Origin of the sequence: Anaeromusa acidaminophila DSM 3853 (genome assembly GCF_000374545.1) — a bacterium.
Lineage (GTDB): Bacteria > Bacillota > Negativicutes > Anaeromusales > Anaeromusaceae > Anaeromusa > Anaeromusa acidaminophila.
Genome location: NZ_KB894620.1, coordinates 1 through 15,502, shown reverse-complemented (window position 1 = coordinate 15,502; position 15,502 = coordinate 1). Strand labels below are relative to the sequence as shown.

Below are 15,502 nucleotides of genomic sequence, written 5' to 3'. Positions count from 1 at the left end.
TACCAGGACAGTCTGCCGAATTTCCCGTATTGCGGTGCGGGGCATCCGGTAATTATCGGGGGAAAACTTTATGCCGGGCAGTGGAGCTATACTACCAATTACGGTCAAGGAAACTACTGGGGTGTTCTTTCAGTGGATTTGACGAGCGGTGCGGTTAAGTGGTATTTGCCATCCGGAATTATTGCAGGCGGACCGCAAGACGCCCAGTTTCGATGCCTTACGGCGACGCCAACCGGAACGATTGTGGCTTCTTGTGAGGCTGGGGTAGCGCTACTCGATACACAGACTGAAACCTGGAGTTTAATCAATAACACCACCACGCCGGGCGTATTCCCAACGGGTATCAGCGATTTTGGCGGTGCTGCTATTGCCTATGATGCCGGCAACGAACTGGTTTTCCTGGGCGTGCGTGATTCGTCGAGCAACTCCTTTACCGGAGTGGTTGCCTTTCCGGCAGCCGGGAAAATTGAGCAAACCCAGTATGTGAATGCGTTCTATTCCGGTGGGGTGTGGAATTTTGGAACTGTATCTCCGCTGGTAAAAGGAAACCGGGACTACTCGGCAGCATTAGCGGTAGACCCAGCCACCAACGGCTTATATGCTTTTTGGACCCGCTGGAATCGGAGCGCCAGAGAGCAGCTTTATTGGGACAAAGAAGCCGGCATGCTGGATTTATCCGCTGGCTTGGTGCGCGGGCAGGCGATTGAGCAAAAACGCAGCATCGACGGCCAACCGGGAAAACTCACCTTTTCCTTGGATAAAGGCCATTTGTACGATCCGCATAACCAGGCGTCCTTGCTGTCTCGGTACCTCAAAAAGGGCAAAAAAATTACCCTGCGCTGGGGGGAGAAGATCGATGGTGCTGATACATGGCAGGAAGGAACCAGCGTGTATGTACTGACAGGCGTCAAGCTTTCCTATAAACGAGGAAACTATCCGGTGATCTCGGTGGAGTGCGAAGATAGACGGACGCTGTGGGAGAACCTGGGCATTGTCGCAAGTCCGTATTATAGCGGGATTACACCAGATGCGGCGCTGGGGAATCTTCTGCAAAGCTATGCGGGAGTGGAACAGACCGAGCTAGATTTAACGGCCATGGGAGAAGAAGACGGGCTTTATTATCAGTGGCTCGATACGACGGTGAAGGCAGCGGTAGAAAGTATCACCAACCGCTATGGCTACTATATGGACGTGGATTTGGTGGACAATACCATTAAAGCGCGCCGCATCGCCAAAGATAACCCGGTCGATCACGTCTACACTTCCGCGACGAACCTACTGGAGTTTTCGCCGGACGACAGCTATAGCACCCTCACGAACCGAGTGACTGTCACCGGCGAGGGGCGAACGCCGTTGGATGTGGAAACCGCGGAAGAAAGCGTCGGCAGTGAGTCGGGAACCCTTGGCTTTTTCCAGCACAAGCAGGTGCATCGGATTTACTACAGCGACGATCATCAAAAGCGGGCGGTGCGGCCTAGATTAGAAATTACGCAAAGCGTATCGTCCATTGGCTTTAAAATGGGCGGACAAATGAAACAATGGATATCGGCGGTGGACCCGCAGTGGCATTGGGTGGAGGTAACGTCTCAGGGACCCAATCTAATGCCTGTCTTGCTGGGAGCCATCGCTTTATTTTTGCTGGGGAAAAGCCAGCCGCCTGCGGTGGGGATGATTAGTGAACCTGCGGAAACGAAACGGGGCAGTTGGATGAAGGATGCGGGGTTGTATATCGCCCTGCAGTGTCTCGCTGCGGTAGGCAACTACGCCTTTACCATTCATGCCTGTCCGATTGGCCAGAACTACCAGACCTTTGAAGCGTCCGCCAACGATTTGGAACTGCAAAACGACTTGCGGGGGACGGTGATTGAAACCCGTATCGACGATCCGCTGGTCTATGACGCCAGTCAGGCGCAGCAAGTGGCTCAGCGAGAATTGTGGATTTTGCAGGCCCAGCGCCGGCGGGTAAAGTTTTCTAAAACCGTTCACCTGCAAGACGATGCCGGTGATACCTTGCAGATTCCGCATCCTTATACCGGCGCGCTGCTTACCTTGTTTGTAACCAACTTGACCCGGAGGATGACCCTTCCCAGCGGCAGCGGAAGCGGCGAGTATACGGATAGCCTGGAAGGATGGGTGTTATGAGAACCTATGGGAAGCGCCTCTTGCGCGGAGCAACGGATAAAGCCACCAGACAGGCGGCGGAAAGCCGGGATGCGGTGCTTTGGGATGTTCTGCTAACCGAGCGGGTGTGCCGCTGCAAGATTCAAGGCTCCAGTGAATTCGTTATTGCCCGCTTTCCGCAAAACTGGGCGACCATCCCAGAGTGGGCCAAGCCGGGGCAGGCAGTGCGGATTGCTCACCGCGGCGGCATCCGCGGCTACATTGAGGTGGTGGGATTCGGTAGAGCCATACCGACGCCGGTCAGCGGTAATGCAACGCCGACGCCAAGTACGCCGGACGATGCCATTTTGGCGGGCTGCTTACTAAAGGCCATTTCTCAGACGCCAGGGATGAGCGTGTATGTGACAACCGGGGTCGCCCGCTTTAGCGGCACAGAGTATGCAGTGCCGGCAGTGGCTATGGCCGCTGGCAGCGTCTTTAAGATGAACATGGGCCTGGCCATGGGGGACGTAGCTGGAGTGTTTAGTATGTCCGCGTCGAGTGCGGGGCAGTTTCGGTATGACCTGTTTAGCCTTTCGCCCGCGTTGGTGGTTACCAAGACTGCCGGGACGGCCTTTACTACGGTAGAAAGCAGGCCCAATCTTCCTAGCGGTCATGTACCCATTGGCTACCTTCTAGCGCGCGGCGGGCAGACGGTGATTACCGCAGTGGATATCAGTCAGGTCTGGTCAGCGCCAGTGCCGGCATCTATTGCCACAACCGCTACCGACAATGGGAGTACCTGGAGTATAGTGGCCAGCGTCAAAGACCAGTACGGAAACGCCATTACTACTTCTTTGGGGTGGAACCTTACGGCCAACATTGTAAGCGGCGACGGCAGCGTAGCGCCGGCCAGCGGCAATACGGGAAGCTCCAGCAGCGTTACCTTCACCTATACCGAAGGCACAGCCGGGACGCTGGTCAATATTGAAATTACGCTGTTGCAAGGCGAGTATGCTGCTTATGGACAGGCTTTATTGCAGCTATAAGGAGGGGATAAAATGGGAGCCAACTTTCATACGGCCTATGCGGATGGATCAACGATCTTTGCGGCATCCTCCATGGAGCCGCCGCTGTCGGACCTGGATCGGGCTATTTCCTATACCAAGAACGTCATTGTCCACTGCGACGGGGTGATTAACTACTCGGCGGCAAGTGGGCAGCTTACCTGGAGCGGTGCTTTGCGGATTCTATTTGTCCGTGCCGATGGCCAGCTCATCCAAAACACGGTGGCTACAGGCGGCGTCACCCTTAGCGATAACCAAATGGCCTATGTCGATCTTTCGGAAACCAACGATGCGGCGGTTACGGTATCTGCGTCTTCCTTGACCACAGGGGCGTCTAGTACGACCAAAGCGTATAACCGGCTGGTGCTGGGCTATCGCAATACCGCCAGCGACGCTTTTTATCCTGTGAATGTAAGACTACCTGTGAATCCTTCTGTGGTCGGTTTTTTCGGCGCGGCTCCAGCTGCCAAAGCAACGGTAACCTTAGTGAATACCGATGGGGCTATTGGCGGCTTGGCTATTGGGGCGACCTATTCGCAGGCCGAGGTACAGGCGCTACGTAATGCCGCCGAAACCTTGGCGGATGATGTACGGGCGCTAAAAGCGGCACTGAGTAGTTATGGGTTGGTATAGAAAGGGGATGCAAAGATGATTGAGTACACACAAAGCGAGCTGCGCATTATGGCCATAGGCTCGGCTATTGGCGCAGGGTTTTCCTTTCTGGTGGGCGGTGTGGATAAGCTCATCACCGCACTTTTGATCTTTGTCATCATCGACTACGTGACCGGGATGGTCGCCGCTTGGAAGACTGCCACCCTTGATAGCAAAAAAGGCTTTGAGGGGATCAAGCGCAAGGTCGTTATGCTGGTGATCGTCATAATGGCCCACTGGATCGATGTTAGCATTTTTGGAGTTAGCACCTGCCGGTCCATGGTGATTTTTGCGTATCTGGGCAATGAAGGCTTAAGTATTATTGAGAACTTGGACCGCATGGGGTATGGCGAGTATATTCCCGCTTTCATTCGGGAGAAGCTGGTGCAGCTAAGGAAAGAAAAAGAGTCCTTTAGAAGTAACACGTAGAGTGCTTGGTTAATGAGTTTTTTAATTTCGTATGGATGTTCATTTTATCTGCATTTGACACCGCTTTATGCATAATGAAAAGATGAAATTATGCAGAGAATAAGGCTCTATTCATATATCGAATTGGTTTATTCTCGAATGTGTGAAAATGAGGTATAATAATTATTAACGCATGTTCTGGTTAATGGGAGGGATTATGGTGGAGAACTGTTGCTGTTCATCCTCTTGCTGTGGTGCAGCTTTGGTATGTCCAATTTGCAACAATTTAGGGCAGTCTGTACCCTTTGAAACAGTCAAAAGTATGGTTCGTGTCAATATCCCGGCAGAGGGTGAATTTGGCGTTTGTTTAACAGCCGATTGTGACGTGGTGTATTTTAGTTCTGATGCCATATTTCGTCAGGCGGATGTTGAGGTTCCAATTGCATGGAAGAAGGGGGCTAATCCCAAGTACGTGTGCTATTGCAACCAAGTTACCGAGGTTGAAATTGTTCGTGCCGTAGTTGAAAACAACGCAAAAACAGTTGGTGATGTTGCAAAGGCAACAGGAGCTATGAAAAACGGTAAATGTCTAATCAATAATCCTAAAGGAGCTTGCTGCCACAAGGATATTGAGAACGTAATTCAGCAAGCATTAGAGAGTAAATGAGTCGCGCCCCAGTTTTGCAATGAAAAATGTGAACAGAGCTAAATAGCGAGATAGTTTATCATTAGGGAACTTCAATGTTGAGGTTCTTTTTTTGTTGCTTATTTTAAGCATTAGAAGTAAAAAGACCCATAACCCAAAGCCGAAATTGAGAAGGGAGAGATTGAATATGAGAGTGGTAGTCGACCCAGGCCATGCGGGCCGAAATATTGACCCTGGTGCAGTAAACGCAACAACGGGCCTGCAGGAAGCGGATGTTGCGCTGAGCGTTTCGCGGCTAGTTGAAAAATATTTACTTGCGGTAGGGTATGAGGTGAAGCTAACCCGAATCGACTGGGAACAAGCAGAAACAGATGATTTAAGCTATCGGACAGCTCTGGCGAATGACTGGGGCGCCGATATTTTTATTTCCCTTCATTGCAATAGCGCGGAAAATCCGCGTGCGGAAGGCTATGAGGTTTGGACTTCGCCGGGGGATACGCTGGGAGATACACTTGCGACTAGCCTTTATAGGCAGATTGCCGACGAGTTTCCTGATCGAAAAGGAAGGACAGATTACTCGGATGGCGATCCGGACAAAGAGTCCCGCTTTTATGTATTGGTCCATACCGATGCACCGGCGTGCCTTGTGGAAATGGCGTTTATTTCTAACGAAGAGGAAGCGGCACTATTAGCAGACGCTGCATGGCAGGACCGATATGCCAGAGCGATTGCGCGGGGAGTGACCGATTATTTTGTAGCAATGGAGGGATGAAATATGATCCAGTTGTTTCAAACATGGAAAACGGCCCTTAAGCAAAATAAGTGGCTGATTGTTTTCTTCCTGGTCATAAGCGCTGTTCTGTTCTGGCTTTGGCAGCGAGCGCAACAGGCAGAAGAACAGCACCGGCAGGCGGTTGTACTGCAAGAGGAACAACTGGAGCAGACGCAGCTTTTGCGTAGGGCGCTTTCTATCTCCCAAATGAATGCCAAGGAGCTGCAGGCGGCTTATGAAGAGCTCAAAGCTAAGCCGCCTGTTACTAGTTTTACTGTTACAGCCCCTTCTTTGGAGGTGGCGGCTGAGCAGGTGGCGGAGCGGATCAATAAGCAGGATGCGACGCTGCCGCCAGCGGCGCTGGAGAAGACCGACCGGACGGCAGTGGTTAAAAACGAGAGCCAGTATAAGGTGGATGTACTGAAGATCAACCTGGATAAGTCCTGGGAGATTTCCGCAGGGGTTGGCAGCCATCGTGGCGATGCTTACATGCCCATTGGGGTGCAGCGGAACTATGCTCCCAATAAGGCAGTGGCTGCGGAAGTGCACCTGGTGCCGGAAGAACTGGCGAGAGGAAAAATAAGGACCTCCGGGTGGGAGGTCAAGCATGTGTGGCGGTTTTGAACAATAGGATTTTGTCTAGTAAAAATTTAAAAAACTCGACACTATGTAGGTGGCAGTCTACAATGGTAATGACAGGGGGAATTTGTATGAGTGCCACCCAGTGCGTATTGCAATATGTGGAGAAGATGCCAGCGCTGGCAATTATAATTGCACGAGAATTATATATGAAAAATTTTTTTGATATGACAGAAGCGGCTTTTTTGAAAAGCTTGGAACGGTTGAGCAAAGATGGGAAAATTGCTCGAATTAGTAAAGGCATATATTGCAAGCCCAAGATGACACGTTTCGGCATGATTCTAGTGGGAGAAAAGGAAATCGTTCAATACTTTCTCGGGGAAAACAATAAGTATGGTTTTGAAACAGGCTATAAACTATACAATAAATACAAGCTTACAACGCAGATTTCCAAAAAAATTGAGATCTATTCGATGAAAAGCAATGTGGCGCAGGGGACTGTAAAAAACGTAAATGTAAAAAGACTGGATTCTTTTTATAAACCTCACATGCTTTCAACAATAGAGTTTATGGAGATATTGGAGAATTACCATGAAATTGAAGACTTGAATCAAAAGAGCTTTGCAGCATATTGTGGGTATGCAGTGAAGGAATTTGATGAAAAAATTTTTGAGCAAGCTTACAAAAAGTTGAGTTACAAAAAGAGGACGATTGCTTTTTTGAAACAGCTGTTGGACTTTTATGGGATTAGGAATGGTTTGAAAAAATATTTGAATGGGACTTCGAGATATCGCACTCCGAGAATGGAGATGGTAGTATGATTTATTTTTGCCTGATTTTCACCAGGAGGTGTGGCCGATGTTAATACAACCGGTGATATCAAATGAGTATGAAGTGGCTAGCCATATTATCAAAAGCATGCTTCAAAAAGGCCTAATCACAAAGAGAGAATACGAAAAAATCGATGCGGAAAACAGGCGAACATTTATCAATGAATCAACGACTAAATGACTTGCTATAAACGCCCATTAGAGCTAACATTACCTACCTTCTAAATTAATGAAGGTGGGTATATTTTTTTTACCTAAATCATGTTGCCGCATTCCTCAAAACTGCGGGTTGGAAAGGAGCAAAGTATGAAAAAAGTAACGACCATTAAAGCAGCACCTGGATTTGATGAGGTTGGAAAAAGGATCACTAAGCTTCGTGTTTGTGCATATTGCAGGGTCAGCACAATGCACGAAGAACAGCAAAATTCTTTTGATGCGCAGATTCGGCATTATAGCTCTATGATTGAGAGTAATTCGGATTGGAAATTTGCCGGCATTTATGCGGATGAAGGGATATCCGGCAAAAACAAGAAGAACCGGACGGAATTTCTGCGGATGATTAGGGACGCTGAAAATCGCAAAATAGACCTTGTAATTACAAAGTCTATCAGCCGCTTTGCAAGAAACACTGCCGACTGCATTGAAACAGTCAGGCTCTTGAAAAACTGGGGCGTTGGGGTGTTTTTCGAGAACATAAACGCCGATACCCGAAGAAAGCCGATGATACGGGCATTTATAGGCATTTAAAACGGCGCTTGGTGTTTGGTTGGTGTTTGAATTTAGTAAACGAAACTGAATGAAATCATACTATCGTGCGCTGAAAAGAATGCTTTACAATACCGCAATTTTTGCGGTATTATTACGGTAAGGTGAACTTTGAAATTATGATGTGCCGTGAGGTGAAAATATGGACAAGATTGAAAAAGCACACGACACCATTAAGTTTTCAGTGCCAATACCCAAAAAACTTCATGCCGAATTTGTAGCAGCTGCGAAGGCTAACGATCGCAGTGGCGCGGCTGCTGTTCGTGATTTGATGCGTGAATACATTGAAAGAAATAAAGAAAAGGGGCGCAGTCTATTTTAGTTCTTGCGTTTTTTCTTAAGTCACAATAAATTGTTTGCCGGATGTGAAGTTGAAAAAGATGGAGGTGTTCATATGTTTCCTGCAGAAAAAAAGAGCGTAAGAGCATTTCCACGCCCCATATTGAAATGGGCTGGGGGTAAACAGCAGATTATAGATCTACTCTTGGCTCGTACACCAAGTAAGTATGGTAAATATATTGAGCCGTTTTTTGGTGGCGGAGCTTTATTTTTTGCATTGCAGACGGATAAAGCCGTTATTGCGGATTCAAATCCAGAACTTATTAATCTTTATAATATAGTTGCTTCTGATGTTGATACCGTCATTTCGCATTTGAGGGAAATGCCAAATGACAAAGAGTTTTTTTATAAGGTTCGAAGTGCTAACGTCGAAGAAATGTCCGATGCCTTAAAAGCTGCGCGTACCATATATTTAAACCGAACCTGTTTTAATGGCCTTTATCGTGTAAATCGACAAGGCCAGTTTAATGTTCCTTTCGGCCACTATAAGAAGCCGCTTATTTGTGATGAGGACAATCTGCGAGCAGCGAGTAGCAAACTTGCACAGGCTCAGATTTTGCTAGGAGATTATAAGACAGTATTGCGAGAAACAGCTGAGGCTGGAGATTTCATTTTTCTTGACCCACCATATTTGCCAGTATCAAAATATGCTGACTTCAAGCGATATACTAAAGAACAATTTTACGAAGAAGATCACAGAGAGTTAGCAGAAGAGATCAATCGTTTGCATGAATTGGGTTGTCATGTGGTGTTAACAAATTCTAATCATCCTTTGGTTCATGAACTTTTTGACAAATATAAAGTCGAGATATTCAATACACGGCGTTATATCAATTGTGATGCTACTAAGCGCAGTGGCGAAGATGTTATTGTAACGATTGAACCTAAAAAGAGACTCTTTGTACTTGAGACACCTGTAATCTTACCAACACAAATGAAGAAGTTACCCGCTACCCGATATATGGGTAGTAAACAAAATCTTATTGGAGATATATGGAATGTTGCTTCTCAGTTCAATTTTAGCAGCGTTCTAGACCTTTTTTCTGGAAGTGGCGTTGTTGGCTATATGATGAAGGCTCAGGGAAAACAGGTTCTTTCGAATGATTATATGGCTTTTTCGGCCTGCTTTGCTCGCGCAACCATTCAAAATAACAATGCTACTTTATCGAAAGCTGATATAGAAAAACTGCTCCAAGACACTAAAACAGACGATTTTGTTGCGTCTACTTTCCAAGGACTTTATTTTTCGGATGAAGATAATTGCTTTATTGACAGAGTACGTGCCAATATAAAGAATTTGCAAGGCGCGGCCAAACGAGATGTTGCTATGGCGGCACTGATACGTGCATGCCTTAAAAAGCGTCCAAGAGGTATCTTTACTTATACAGGATTCCGGTATGACGATGGCCGTAAAGATTTGAGAATGACGTTGCAAGATCAGTTTTTGACAGCTATTCGCCAGATTAATGGGGCGGTTTTTGATAACGGAAAAACAAATCGAGCAGTACACGGAGATGCTATGAGTCTTCGTCACACAGCTGATCTAGTATATATTGACCCGCCTTATTACAGTCCGCTTTCAGATAATGAATATGTGCGAAGATACCATTTCCTAGAGGGCCTTGCTAGAGATTGGAAAGGTGTTGAAATTCAGCAACACACAAAGACAAAGAAGTTCAAAAGCTATCCAACACCATTTTCAACGGCAACAGCAGCCTATGATGCCTTTGATTGTTTGTTTAGGCAACACAAAGATAGTGTGCTCATTGTTTCTTACTCATCTAATTCTCTGCCGACGCAAGAGCAAATGATCGAATTGATGGCGAAGTACAAAAATCAAGTTGAAGTTGTTGTTGTTGATCACCGATATTCTTTTGGTAACCAAGGGCACAAAGTAAATGACAATCGCAATAAAGTACAGGAATATTTATTTGTGGGGTATTGAACATGCTAGAAACGCTTCCGCGACTCCCGAAAGCATGGTATGTCGGCAATACAACGGTTAGGTCTGCCTACAGGATAAAGTATGCCTTGAGAGCGCTTGATGTTGCTGGGTTAACTAATTTAAAAGGAAATGAGCATGAAAATCGATTCGCCCGAGTACTGAATGATGCGGGCGTTGTTTCTATGTCTAGACTAGAAGATAACCAGGATGCGGATGTTTCCGATATGGGCAGAAAATGGCGAGCCTGCCTTACTCAACTTGGCTTTATAACACCAGATGAAGAATTGTTAAGGGATAACCATGTTACTGCGTCAGCATATACGATAACAGCCAATGGTAGGCGATTGATTGAAGCAGCTTCGTTGCCGGCGGAGCAAGAGTGTTTCTTGAGAGGGTTGCTGGCACAACAAGTACCTTCTGCGGTTGAAGAATTTGTGGATGTGCCGCCTTTCAATCCATTGCGCATAGTTTTATCTGTGTTTATCGAATTGGAAAGACGTGGCTTAGAGTTAAGAATAACCAAGAATGAGATGGCAAGTATTGTGCAGCTTCTTGGAAGTGAAGAACATGCTGCGATAGCTGCTGAAATTATTTCTTGTTATCGTGCAGAAGAAGCATCACTTCAAGGACGGGAGAGAAGAAATTTTCAAAATCAGGTACGCGCTGAGGCGGCAAGTGCATCGCAAAATGAAAGTACCTTAAATGATTATGCAGATACAAATTTTCGTTATTTTAAATTAACAGGTTTGTTTTCGGACGTTGGGCGCGGTATAGGTATTGCCGATCACAGATTGTCATTAGTAAGACAGATTATGGCAGCGCCGTTTCAGTTTTTAACTGGGCGACAATATTTATCAAGATTTTGGCAAGGTGCGGCATTACCTACTGACAATTTAACTGGTGCTGCGGCTGTTGTTATAGAATTAGCGGAAGCGTTGCGCCGGGAATTCGGCGTTGAACAACCTGTTCCTGCAAATCTGAACGAACTTCCGGTTCAAGAAGTAAATCAAATAAGGTATACATTCGAGCAAAGAATATTCGAGTTACGCGAGATTCAGTATGCCCAAAACCAAGCACAGCAATGGGAAGAAATCCATGAGTATATGCAGGCGCTACAGCGCCCTCGCGCACGTGGTGGATTAATTCCTCAAGGTGAAGCTCCCGCATATTTTGAATGGATACTGTGGCGAGCCTTTTTGGCAATTGATAGTTTGGTGAACATGCCATGGGAAGCCCGAAGATTTGATGTTGATATTGACTTTCGTCCACGCTTTACGGCTCCCGGCGGTGGCCCGGACATGATTTTTGAATTTGAAGAGTTCGTTTTAGTGGTTGAAGTTACCTTGACTTCGTCTTCTCGACAGGAAGCAGCTGAAGGTGAACCAGTTCGTCGGCACGTTGCGCAATATGTTGATCAGTATCCGGACAAAGAGGTTTACGGTTTATTTGTTGCAAACACTATTGACACAAATACTGCAGAAACATTTCGTATTGGTGTTTGGTATAGAAATGATGATTCATCTCTCGCGCTTCGGATTGTTCCTTTTACTTTGGAACAATTTGCTGAAATGTTTGGACAGGCATTCCGCTGCCAAGGCCGCTTGAATCCGGAACTATTGTATGATTTGCTAATACGCTGTCGGGCAGAGAGTAATGCAATTGCACCAGAGTGGAAGCGGGCAATTGGGCGTAATGTAGCACGTATGTGCAGGAGTTTTTCTTGATTAACCAAGAGGGAAACTTTAGGTATAGGTATATTTGTTGGGGGGAGTTTAAATGGCATTCCAGACGCCACTGACAATTAACGAGGTAATATCGGAAATACACGCAAAGAAATATCTGCTTCCGTCAATTCAGCGAGAATTCGTATGGGATACAGATCAAATAACAAAGCTGTTTGACAGCTTAATGCGGGAGTATCCTATTAACGCATTCCTTTTTTGGAAAGTAAGCCGGGAGAACATTAAAGAATTTCGGTTTTATGAGTTTTTAAGGGACTACCACCAGCGCAATAAAAGGCATAATGAAAAGGCAGATTTAAGCGGCTCGGAAGACATCATCGCTGTTCTTGATGGTCAGCAACGATTAACCTCGTTATACATAGGCCTAAAAGGCTCTTACGCATATAAATTGTCATATAAACGGTGGGATAATGAACAAGCCTATCCCACCAGAAAGCTATATCTGAATTTGCTAAAACCCTCTGAGGACGCAGAGTATGAATATGATTTTGAGTTTTTGACGGATAGTGAAGCCAAGGCCAACGATGATGACTATCACTGGTTTAAGGTCGGAGATATGCTTGATATGAAAAGCTTATCTGACGTAATGAAATATTGGTCAAAAAACATTGTCAGCAAAGATGTTGCAAATGAGAAAATGGACTTTGCGAACGATGCGTTGTCTAAGCTATATGCCATAATTCATGTTAATCCTACTGTAAGTTACTACCTTGAACAGAGCAAGGAACTCGACAAGGTGCTGAATATTTTTATCCGTGTGAATAGCGGCGGCACTACGCTCAGCTATTCGGATTTATTGCTTTCGTTTGCAACGGCTCAATGGGAAAAACGGGATGCCAGAGAAGAAATAAATAAGTTTGTGGACGAAATCAATGAAATCGGCAACGGATTTAACGTTAACAAGGATTTTGTGTTAAAGGCTTGCTTGGTTCTCAGCGATTTTACGGATATAACATTTAAAGTAGACAATTTCAATAGAAGTAATATGCTGAAAATCGAAGATAACTGGGATGATATAACAAAAGCCATTCGGGATGCGGTTCGCTTAATCGCTAGTTTTGGCTTTAGCCGGGAAAACATCACTTCCAACAATTTAATCATACCTATTGCGTGTTATCTTAAAAATATTGGTTTGCCAGATAACTTTGAAGTTTCCAGTTCGAAAATTAGCGATAGAGCAAAAATTAAAAAATGGTTTACCTTATCGTTGCTTAAGCGTGTGTTCAGTTTTATGCCAGACGGCGTTCTCAAGCCTATAAGAGATATTGTAAAAAGGAACACTACGGGAGAGTTCCCACTTGATGAGATAATCAAGCACTTTAAAGGCACTAATCGCACTCTTGTATTTACGGACGAAGACATCAATAATCTACTTTATACCAAGTATGGGCATGGTGATACTCTGGTTATTCTGTCGATTTTATATCCATGGGCGGACTTGAGAAATAATTTCCACATTGATCACATATTCCCCAAGAGCGCTTTTACGCAAAAGAAACTGGAGAAGCGGGGAATAAAATCTGACGATATAGGCGATTTCCTTGATAACTATAACTATATCGGGAATTTGCAGCTTTTAGAAGCCATACCGAATATCGAGAAGAATAATACCGATTTTGATGTGTGGATGAAGAACACTATAGCCGCCGATGCCGTAGACGATTATAAGAAGAAACATTACATACCAAAGAATATTGATTTGTCATTCTCCAATTTCCTGGAATTTGTTGAAAAAAGAGAAGAACTGTTTATTAACCAGTTGAGCAAAGAATTGCTGTAACCCATTTTTCGCGGGGTTTATAAATGTTAGGGGGCAGAGAAATGAATAAGCATGAAATAAACAAAGCTGGGATAACATTTGCTGAAAAAATCTTTGTAGGTCATGGCTTTTCCATCGATAGGCCACCTGTAACAAAAGGCCCCGTTGATTTCATTGCCTCATTGAATGGCAGGACTATGAGGATTAAAGTTAGAGCAGTATCGCAAATTGGCAGCTATGTTTTCATGGAAAAACGCAGATTCAATATTTGCGACACTGATTTATTTATGGCAGTGACTTACATTCCCCACAACGAAGATGAAAAAATCCTATACCTAGTGCCTGCTATTGAGTGGGGTAAGGATATATATCCTTTTAAGGGCAAAGACTATCCGGGACTGATATCGGAACCGGAATGGGGAATAAGCTTTTCACAAAAAGCAAAAGACGCAATGGAACCTTATCGGTTTTCAAAGATTATTCAGCGATAATGATTTGTAAGATAAAAGTCGGGTATAGACAGGAGGTTCGCTTGTGGGACAGTACGGGGAAGTTGCCGTTTCTAGTGCCAAGCTTATGGCTGAAGGGAATTTATCCCCGCTGGCGGCTTGGAATTTGGCGTGTATTAATGTAATAGCAAGCGCTAGTAGTAGAAAGAAAGGATGTCCACGTAAGGCATTCTTAGGTTTGTGCGCTGCCGGCTTTTTAAACAGTACAGCCATCAATGACTATGATGTTGAAGAAGCGATTAATAGCAAAAATGGGAAGTATGCCACGGTGGCAGTTGATTTGCTCAGGGCGCAACCCCAATTAGCTAAAAGCAAGCAAACTCTGTGGTTTAAAGTATTAAAATCTTTCGGCGATGATTTAGGAAAGAAACATAATGGACAGATGGATGTTGTAGTATCGCTTTGGGAGAAAGGGTACATTGCTAATAATCTTTCATAGTACTAATGGGAAGGTCAGTATTCTACTCCGGTAGGGGCCTGTCAATCTCTACAGCCTTTACCCCCCAGACCGCCGCCCCCCTTCACGCGAAAAATCGCAGAATTACGCAGGGGGGATACCCCGTTTGCCCCCGAAAGCCAGTGTTTTCAGTGGCTCGGGGGTTCTAATTTCGCTGAATTGTTTCGTATTCAGCACGAAAAGGCATAGGGAAAACCTGTGAAAAGCATGGCGTAACCTCGTTTTGATTGCGATTTTTTGATTTTTGATTTTTGAAAAATTCACGCGAAAGGCCGGACGCGCTCTCCCGCCAAAAAGCGGCAGAGAATCACCCAGCCCCTCCCGTTTATCAAATAATCTCCTTGCTATCTGTGCCAATCAGAGGCATATATGTAGTAACCAAACAGAAGGGCGGGTGCTACAGTATGAAAATGAAAATCCCTTATAACGTCAAAGGCAAAGAACGGCAAAAATTAGCGCAAACGGTCAGCGAAGTATTAAACACAGTGGCTCGCTACCAAGGCGTCCCAAGCTACGCCTATGAAATTGGCGGGTGCCTTCTCGACAGGCAAGGGACGCTCCATATCGATAGCGAGGTGGATAGCGAAACAGTCAATCGGCTGCTTGTCTATCTGGCCGAGCAAGGTTTTGTCGGTGAAGCGGAGGAAAATGCCGACCAAGCGCATAGCGGCTTTGTGGTTTCCCTGCCTAAGGACAGCTTTACCGATAAAGCGCTGGAGAACTTGAACCGCTTGGCTCAAAGCAAGGGCGCTCTGTTCGGCAGAGCCTTCGGTGTGGATGCCCCGATGCTAGTGATCAGCGGCGATACGGTCAGCTTCCCTTGGTTCCCCAAGACCACAGAACCGGACGAGATTAACGCCTATACCCAGTTCATAGACAAGTTGTACGGCATGGCAAGAGCGCTGAAATGGGTTAATGCCCAAGCGGTGGAAA

At 45.7% G+C, this 15,502-nt stretch carries 17 protein-coding genes; all 17 read left to right on the top strand.

What is annotated here, in order from left to right:
- The coding region (locus C508_RS0116955; protein WP_026319587.1) for a hypothetical protein at nucleotides 1-2,142 on the top strand (2,142 nt) is incomplete at its 5' end.
- Nucleotides 2,139-3,149 (top strand): Ig-like domain-containing protein, encoded by a 1,011-nt coding sequence (locus C508_RS0116950; protein WP_018704763.1) that lies wholly within the window; start codon nucleotides 2,139-2,141, stop codon nucleotides 3,147-3,149. The genes C508_RS0116955 and C508_RS0116950, both read left to right, overlap by 4 nt.
- 12 nt (nucleotides 3,150-3,161) lie before the next feature.
- The gene (locus tag C508_RS0116945) at nucleotides 3,162-3,800 is read left to right on the top strand and encodes a hypothetical protein (protein ID WP_018704762.1); all 639 of its coding nucleotides are present in this window, start codon (nucleotides 3,162-3,164) and stop codon (nucleotides 3,798-3,800) included.
- A gap of 15 nt (nucleotides 3,801-3,815) precedes the next feature.
- Nucleotides 3,816-4,247: a phage holin family protein gene (locus tag C508_RS0116940; RefSeq protein WP_018704761.1), complete on the top strand. Its 432-nt coding sequence runs from the start codon at nucleotides 3,816-3,818 to the stop codon at nucleotides 4,245-4,247.
- A gap of 196 nt (nucleotides 4,248-4,443) precedes the next feature.
- Nucleotides 4,444-4,893, top strand: a complete 450-nt coding sequence (locus C508_RS0116935; RefSeq protein ID WP_071595813.1) for a (2Fe-2S)-binding protein — start codon at nucleotides 4,444-4,446, stop codon at nucleotides 4,891-4,893.
- Nucleotides 4,894-5,059: 166 nt separating this feature from the next.
- A complete protein-coding gene (locus tag C508_RS0116930; protein ID WP_018704759.1) occupies nucleotides 5,060-5,644 on the top strand; it encodes an N-acetylmuramoyl-L-alanine amidase family protein in 585 nt (194 codons plus the stop codon).
- A gap of 3 nt (nucleotides 5,645-5,647) precedes the next feature.
- Complete coding sequence (locus C508_RS19725; RefSeq protein WP_018704758.1) at nucleotides 5,648-6,268, top strand: hypothetical protein; 621 nt, start codon at nucleotides 5,648-5,650, stop codon at nucleotides 6,266-6,268.
- Nucleotides 6,269-6,354: 86 nt separating this feature from the next.
- Nucleotides 6,355-7,044: a DUF6088 family protein gene (locus tag C508_RS19720; protein WP_018704757.1), complete on the top strand. Its 690-nt coding sequence runs from the start codon at nucleotides 6,355-6,357 to the stop codon at nucleotides 7,042-7,044.
- A gap of 37 nt (nucleotides 7,045-7,081) precedes the next feature.
- Nucleotides 7,082-7,234 carry an SHOCT domain-containing protein gene (locus C508_RS20465; RefSeq protein WP_018704756.1) on the top strand — a complete coding sequence of 51 codons (153 nt, stop codon included), beginning with the start codon at nucleotides 7,082-7,084 and terminating at the stop codon, nucleotides 7,232-7,234.
- 125 nt (nucleotides 7,235-7,359) lie between these two features.
- A complete protein-coding gene (locus tag C508_RS0116910) occupies nucleotides 7,360-7,800 on the top strand; it encodes a recombinase family protein (protein ID WP_018704755.1) in 441 nt (146 codons plus the stop codon).
- A 160-nt stretch (nucleotides 7,801-7,960) separates the two neighbouring features.
- Nucleotides 7,961-8,140, top strand: coding sequence for a hypothetical protein (locus tag C508_RS19115; RefSeq protein ID WP_018704754.1), 180 nt, complete (start codon nucleotides 7,961-7,963; stop codon nucleotides 8,138-8,140).
- 72 nt (nucleotides 8,141-8,212) lie between these two features.
- Nucleotides 8,213-10,102: a Dam family site-specific DNA-(adenine-N6)-methyltransferase gene (locus C508_RS0116900; RefSeq protein ID WP_018704753.1), complete on the top strand. Its 1,890-nt coding sequence runs from the start codon at nucleotides 8,213-8,215 to the stop codon at nucleotides 10,100-10,102.
- A 2-nt stretch (nucleotides 10,103-10,104) separates the two neighbouring features.
- On the top strand, nucleotides 10,105-11,826 hold the full coding sequence (locus C508_RS0116895; RefSeq protein WP_026319585.1) for an AlwI family type II restriction endonuclease: 1,722 nt from the start codon (nucleotides 10,105-10,107) through the stop codon (nucleotides 11,824-11,826).
- Nucleotides 11,827-11,878: 52 nt separating this feature from the next.
- Entirely contained in the window at nucleotides 11,879-13,624 is a 1,746-nt protein-coding gene (locus C508_RS0116890) for a DUF262 domain-containing protein (protein WP_018704751.1), read from the top strand.
- Between the two features lie 41 nt (nucleotides 13,625-13,665).
- Complete coding sequence (locus C508_RS0116885) at nucleotides 13,666-14,094, top strand: hypothetical protein (RefSeq protein WP_018704750.1); 429 nt, start codon at nucleotides 13,666-13,668, stop codon at nucleotides 14,092-14,094.
- A gap of 43 nt (nucleotides 14,095-14,137) precedes the next feature.
- Complete coding sequence (locus C508_RS19110) at nucleotides 14,138-14,551, top strand: DUF6979 family protein (RefSeq protein ID WP_018704749.1); 414 nt, start codon at nucleotides 14,138-14,140, stop codon at nucleotides 14,549-14,551.
- A 422-nt stretch (nucleotides 14,552-14,973) separates the two neighbouring features.
- Nucleotides 14,974-15,502, top strand: a 529-nt coding sequence (locus C508_RS0116870; protein WP_018704748.1) for a hypothetical protein, incomplete at its 3' end; no start/stop codon positions are given.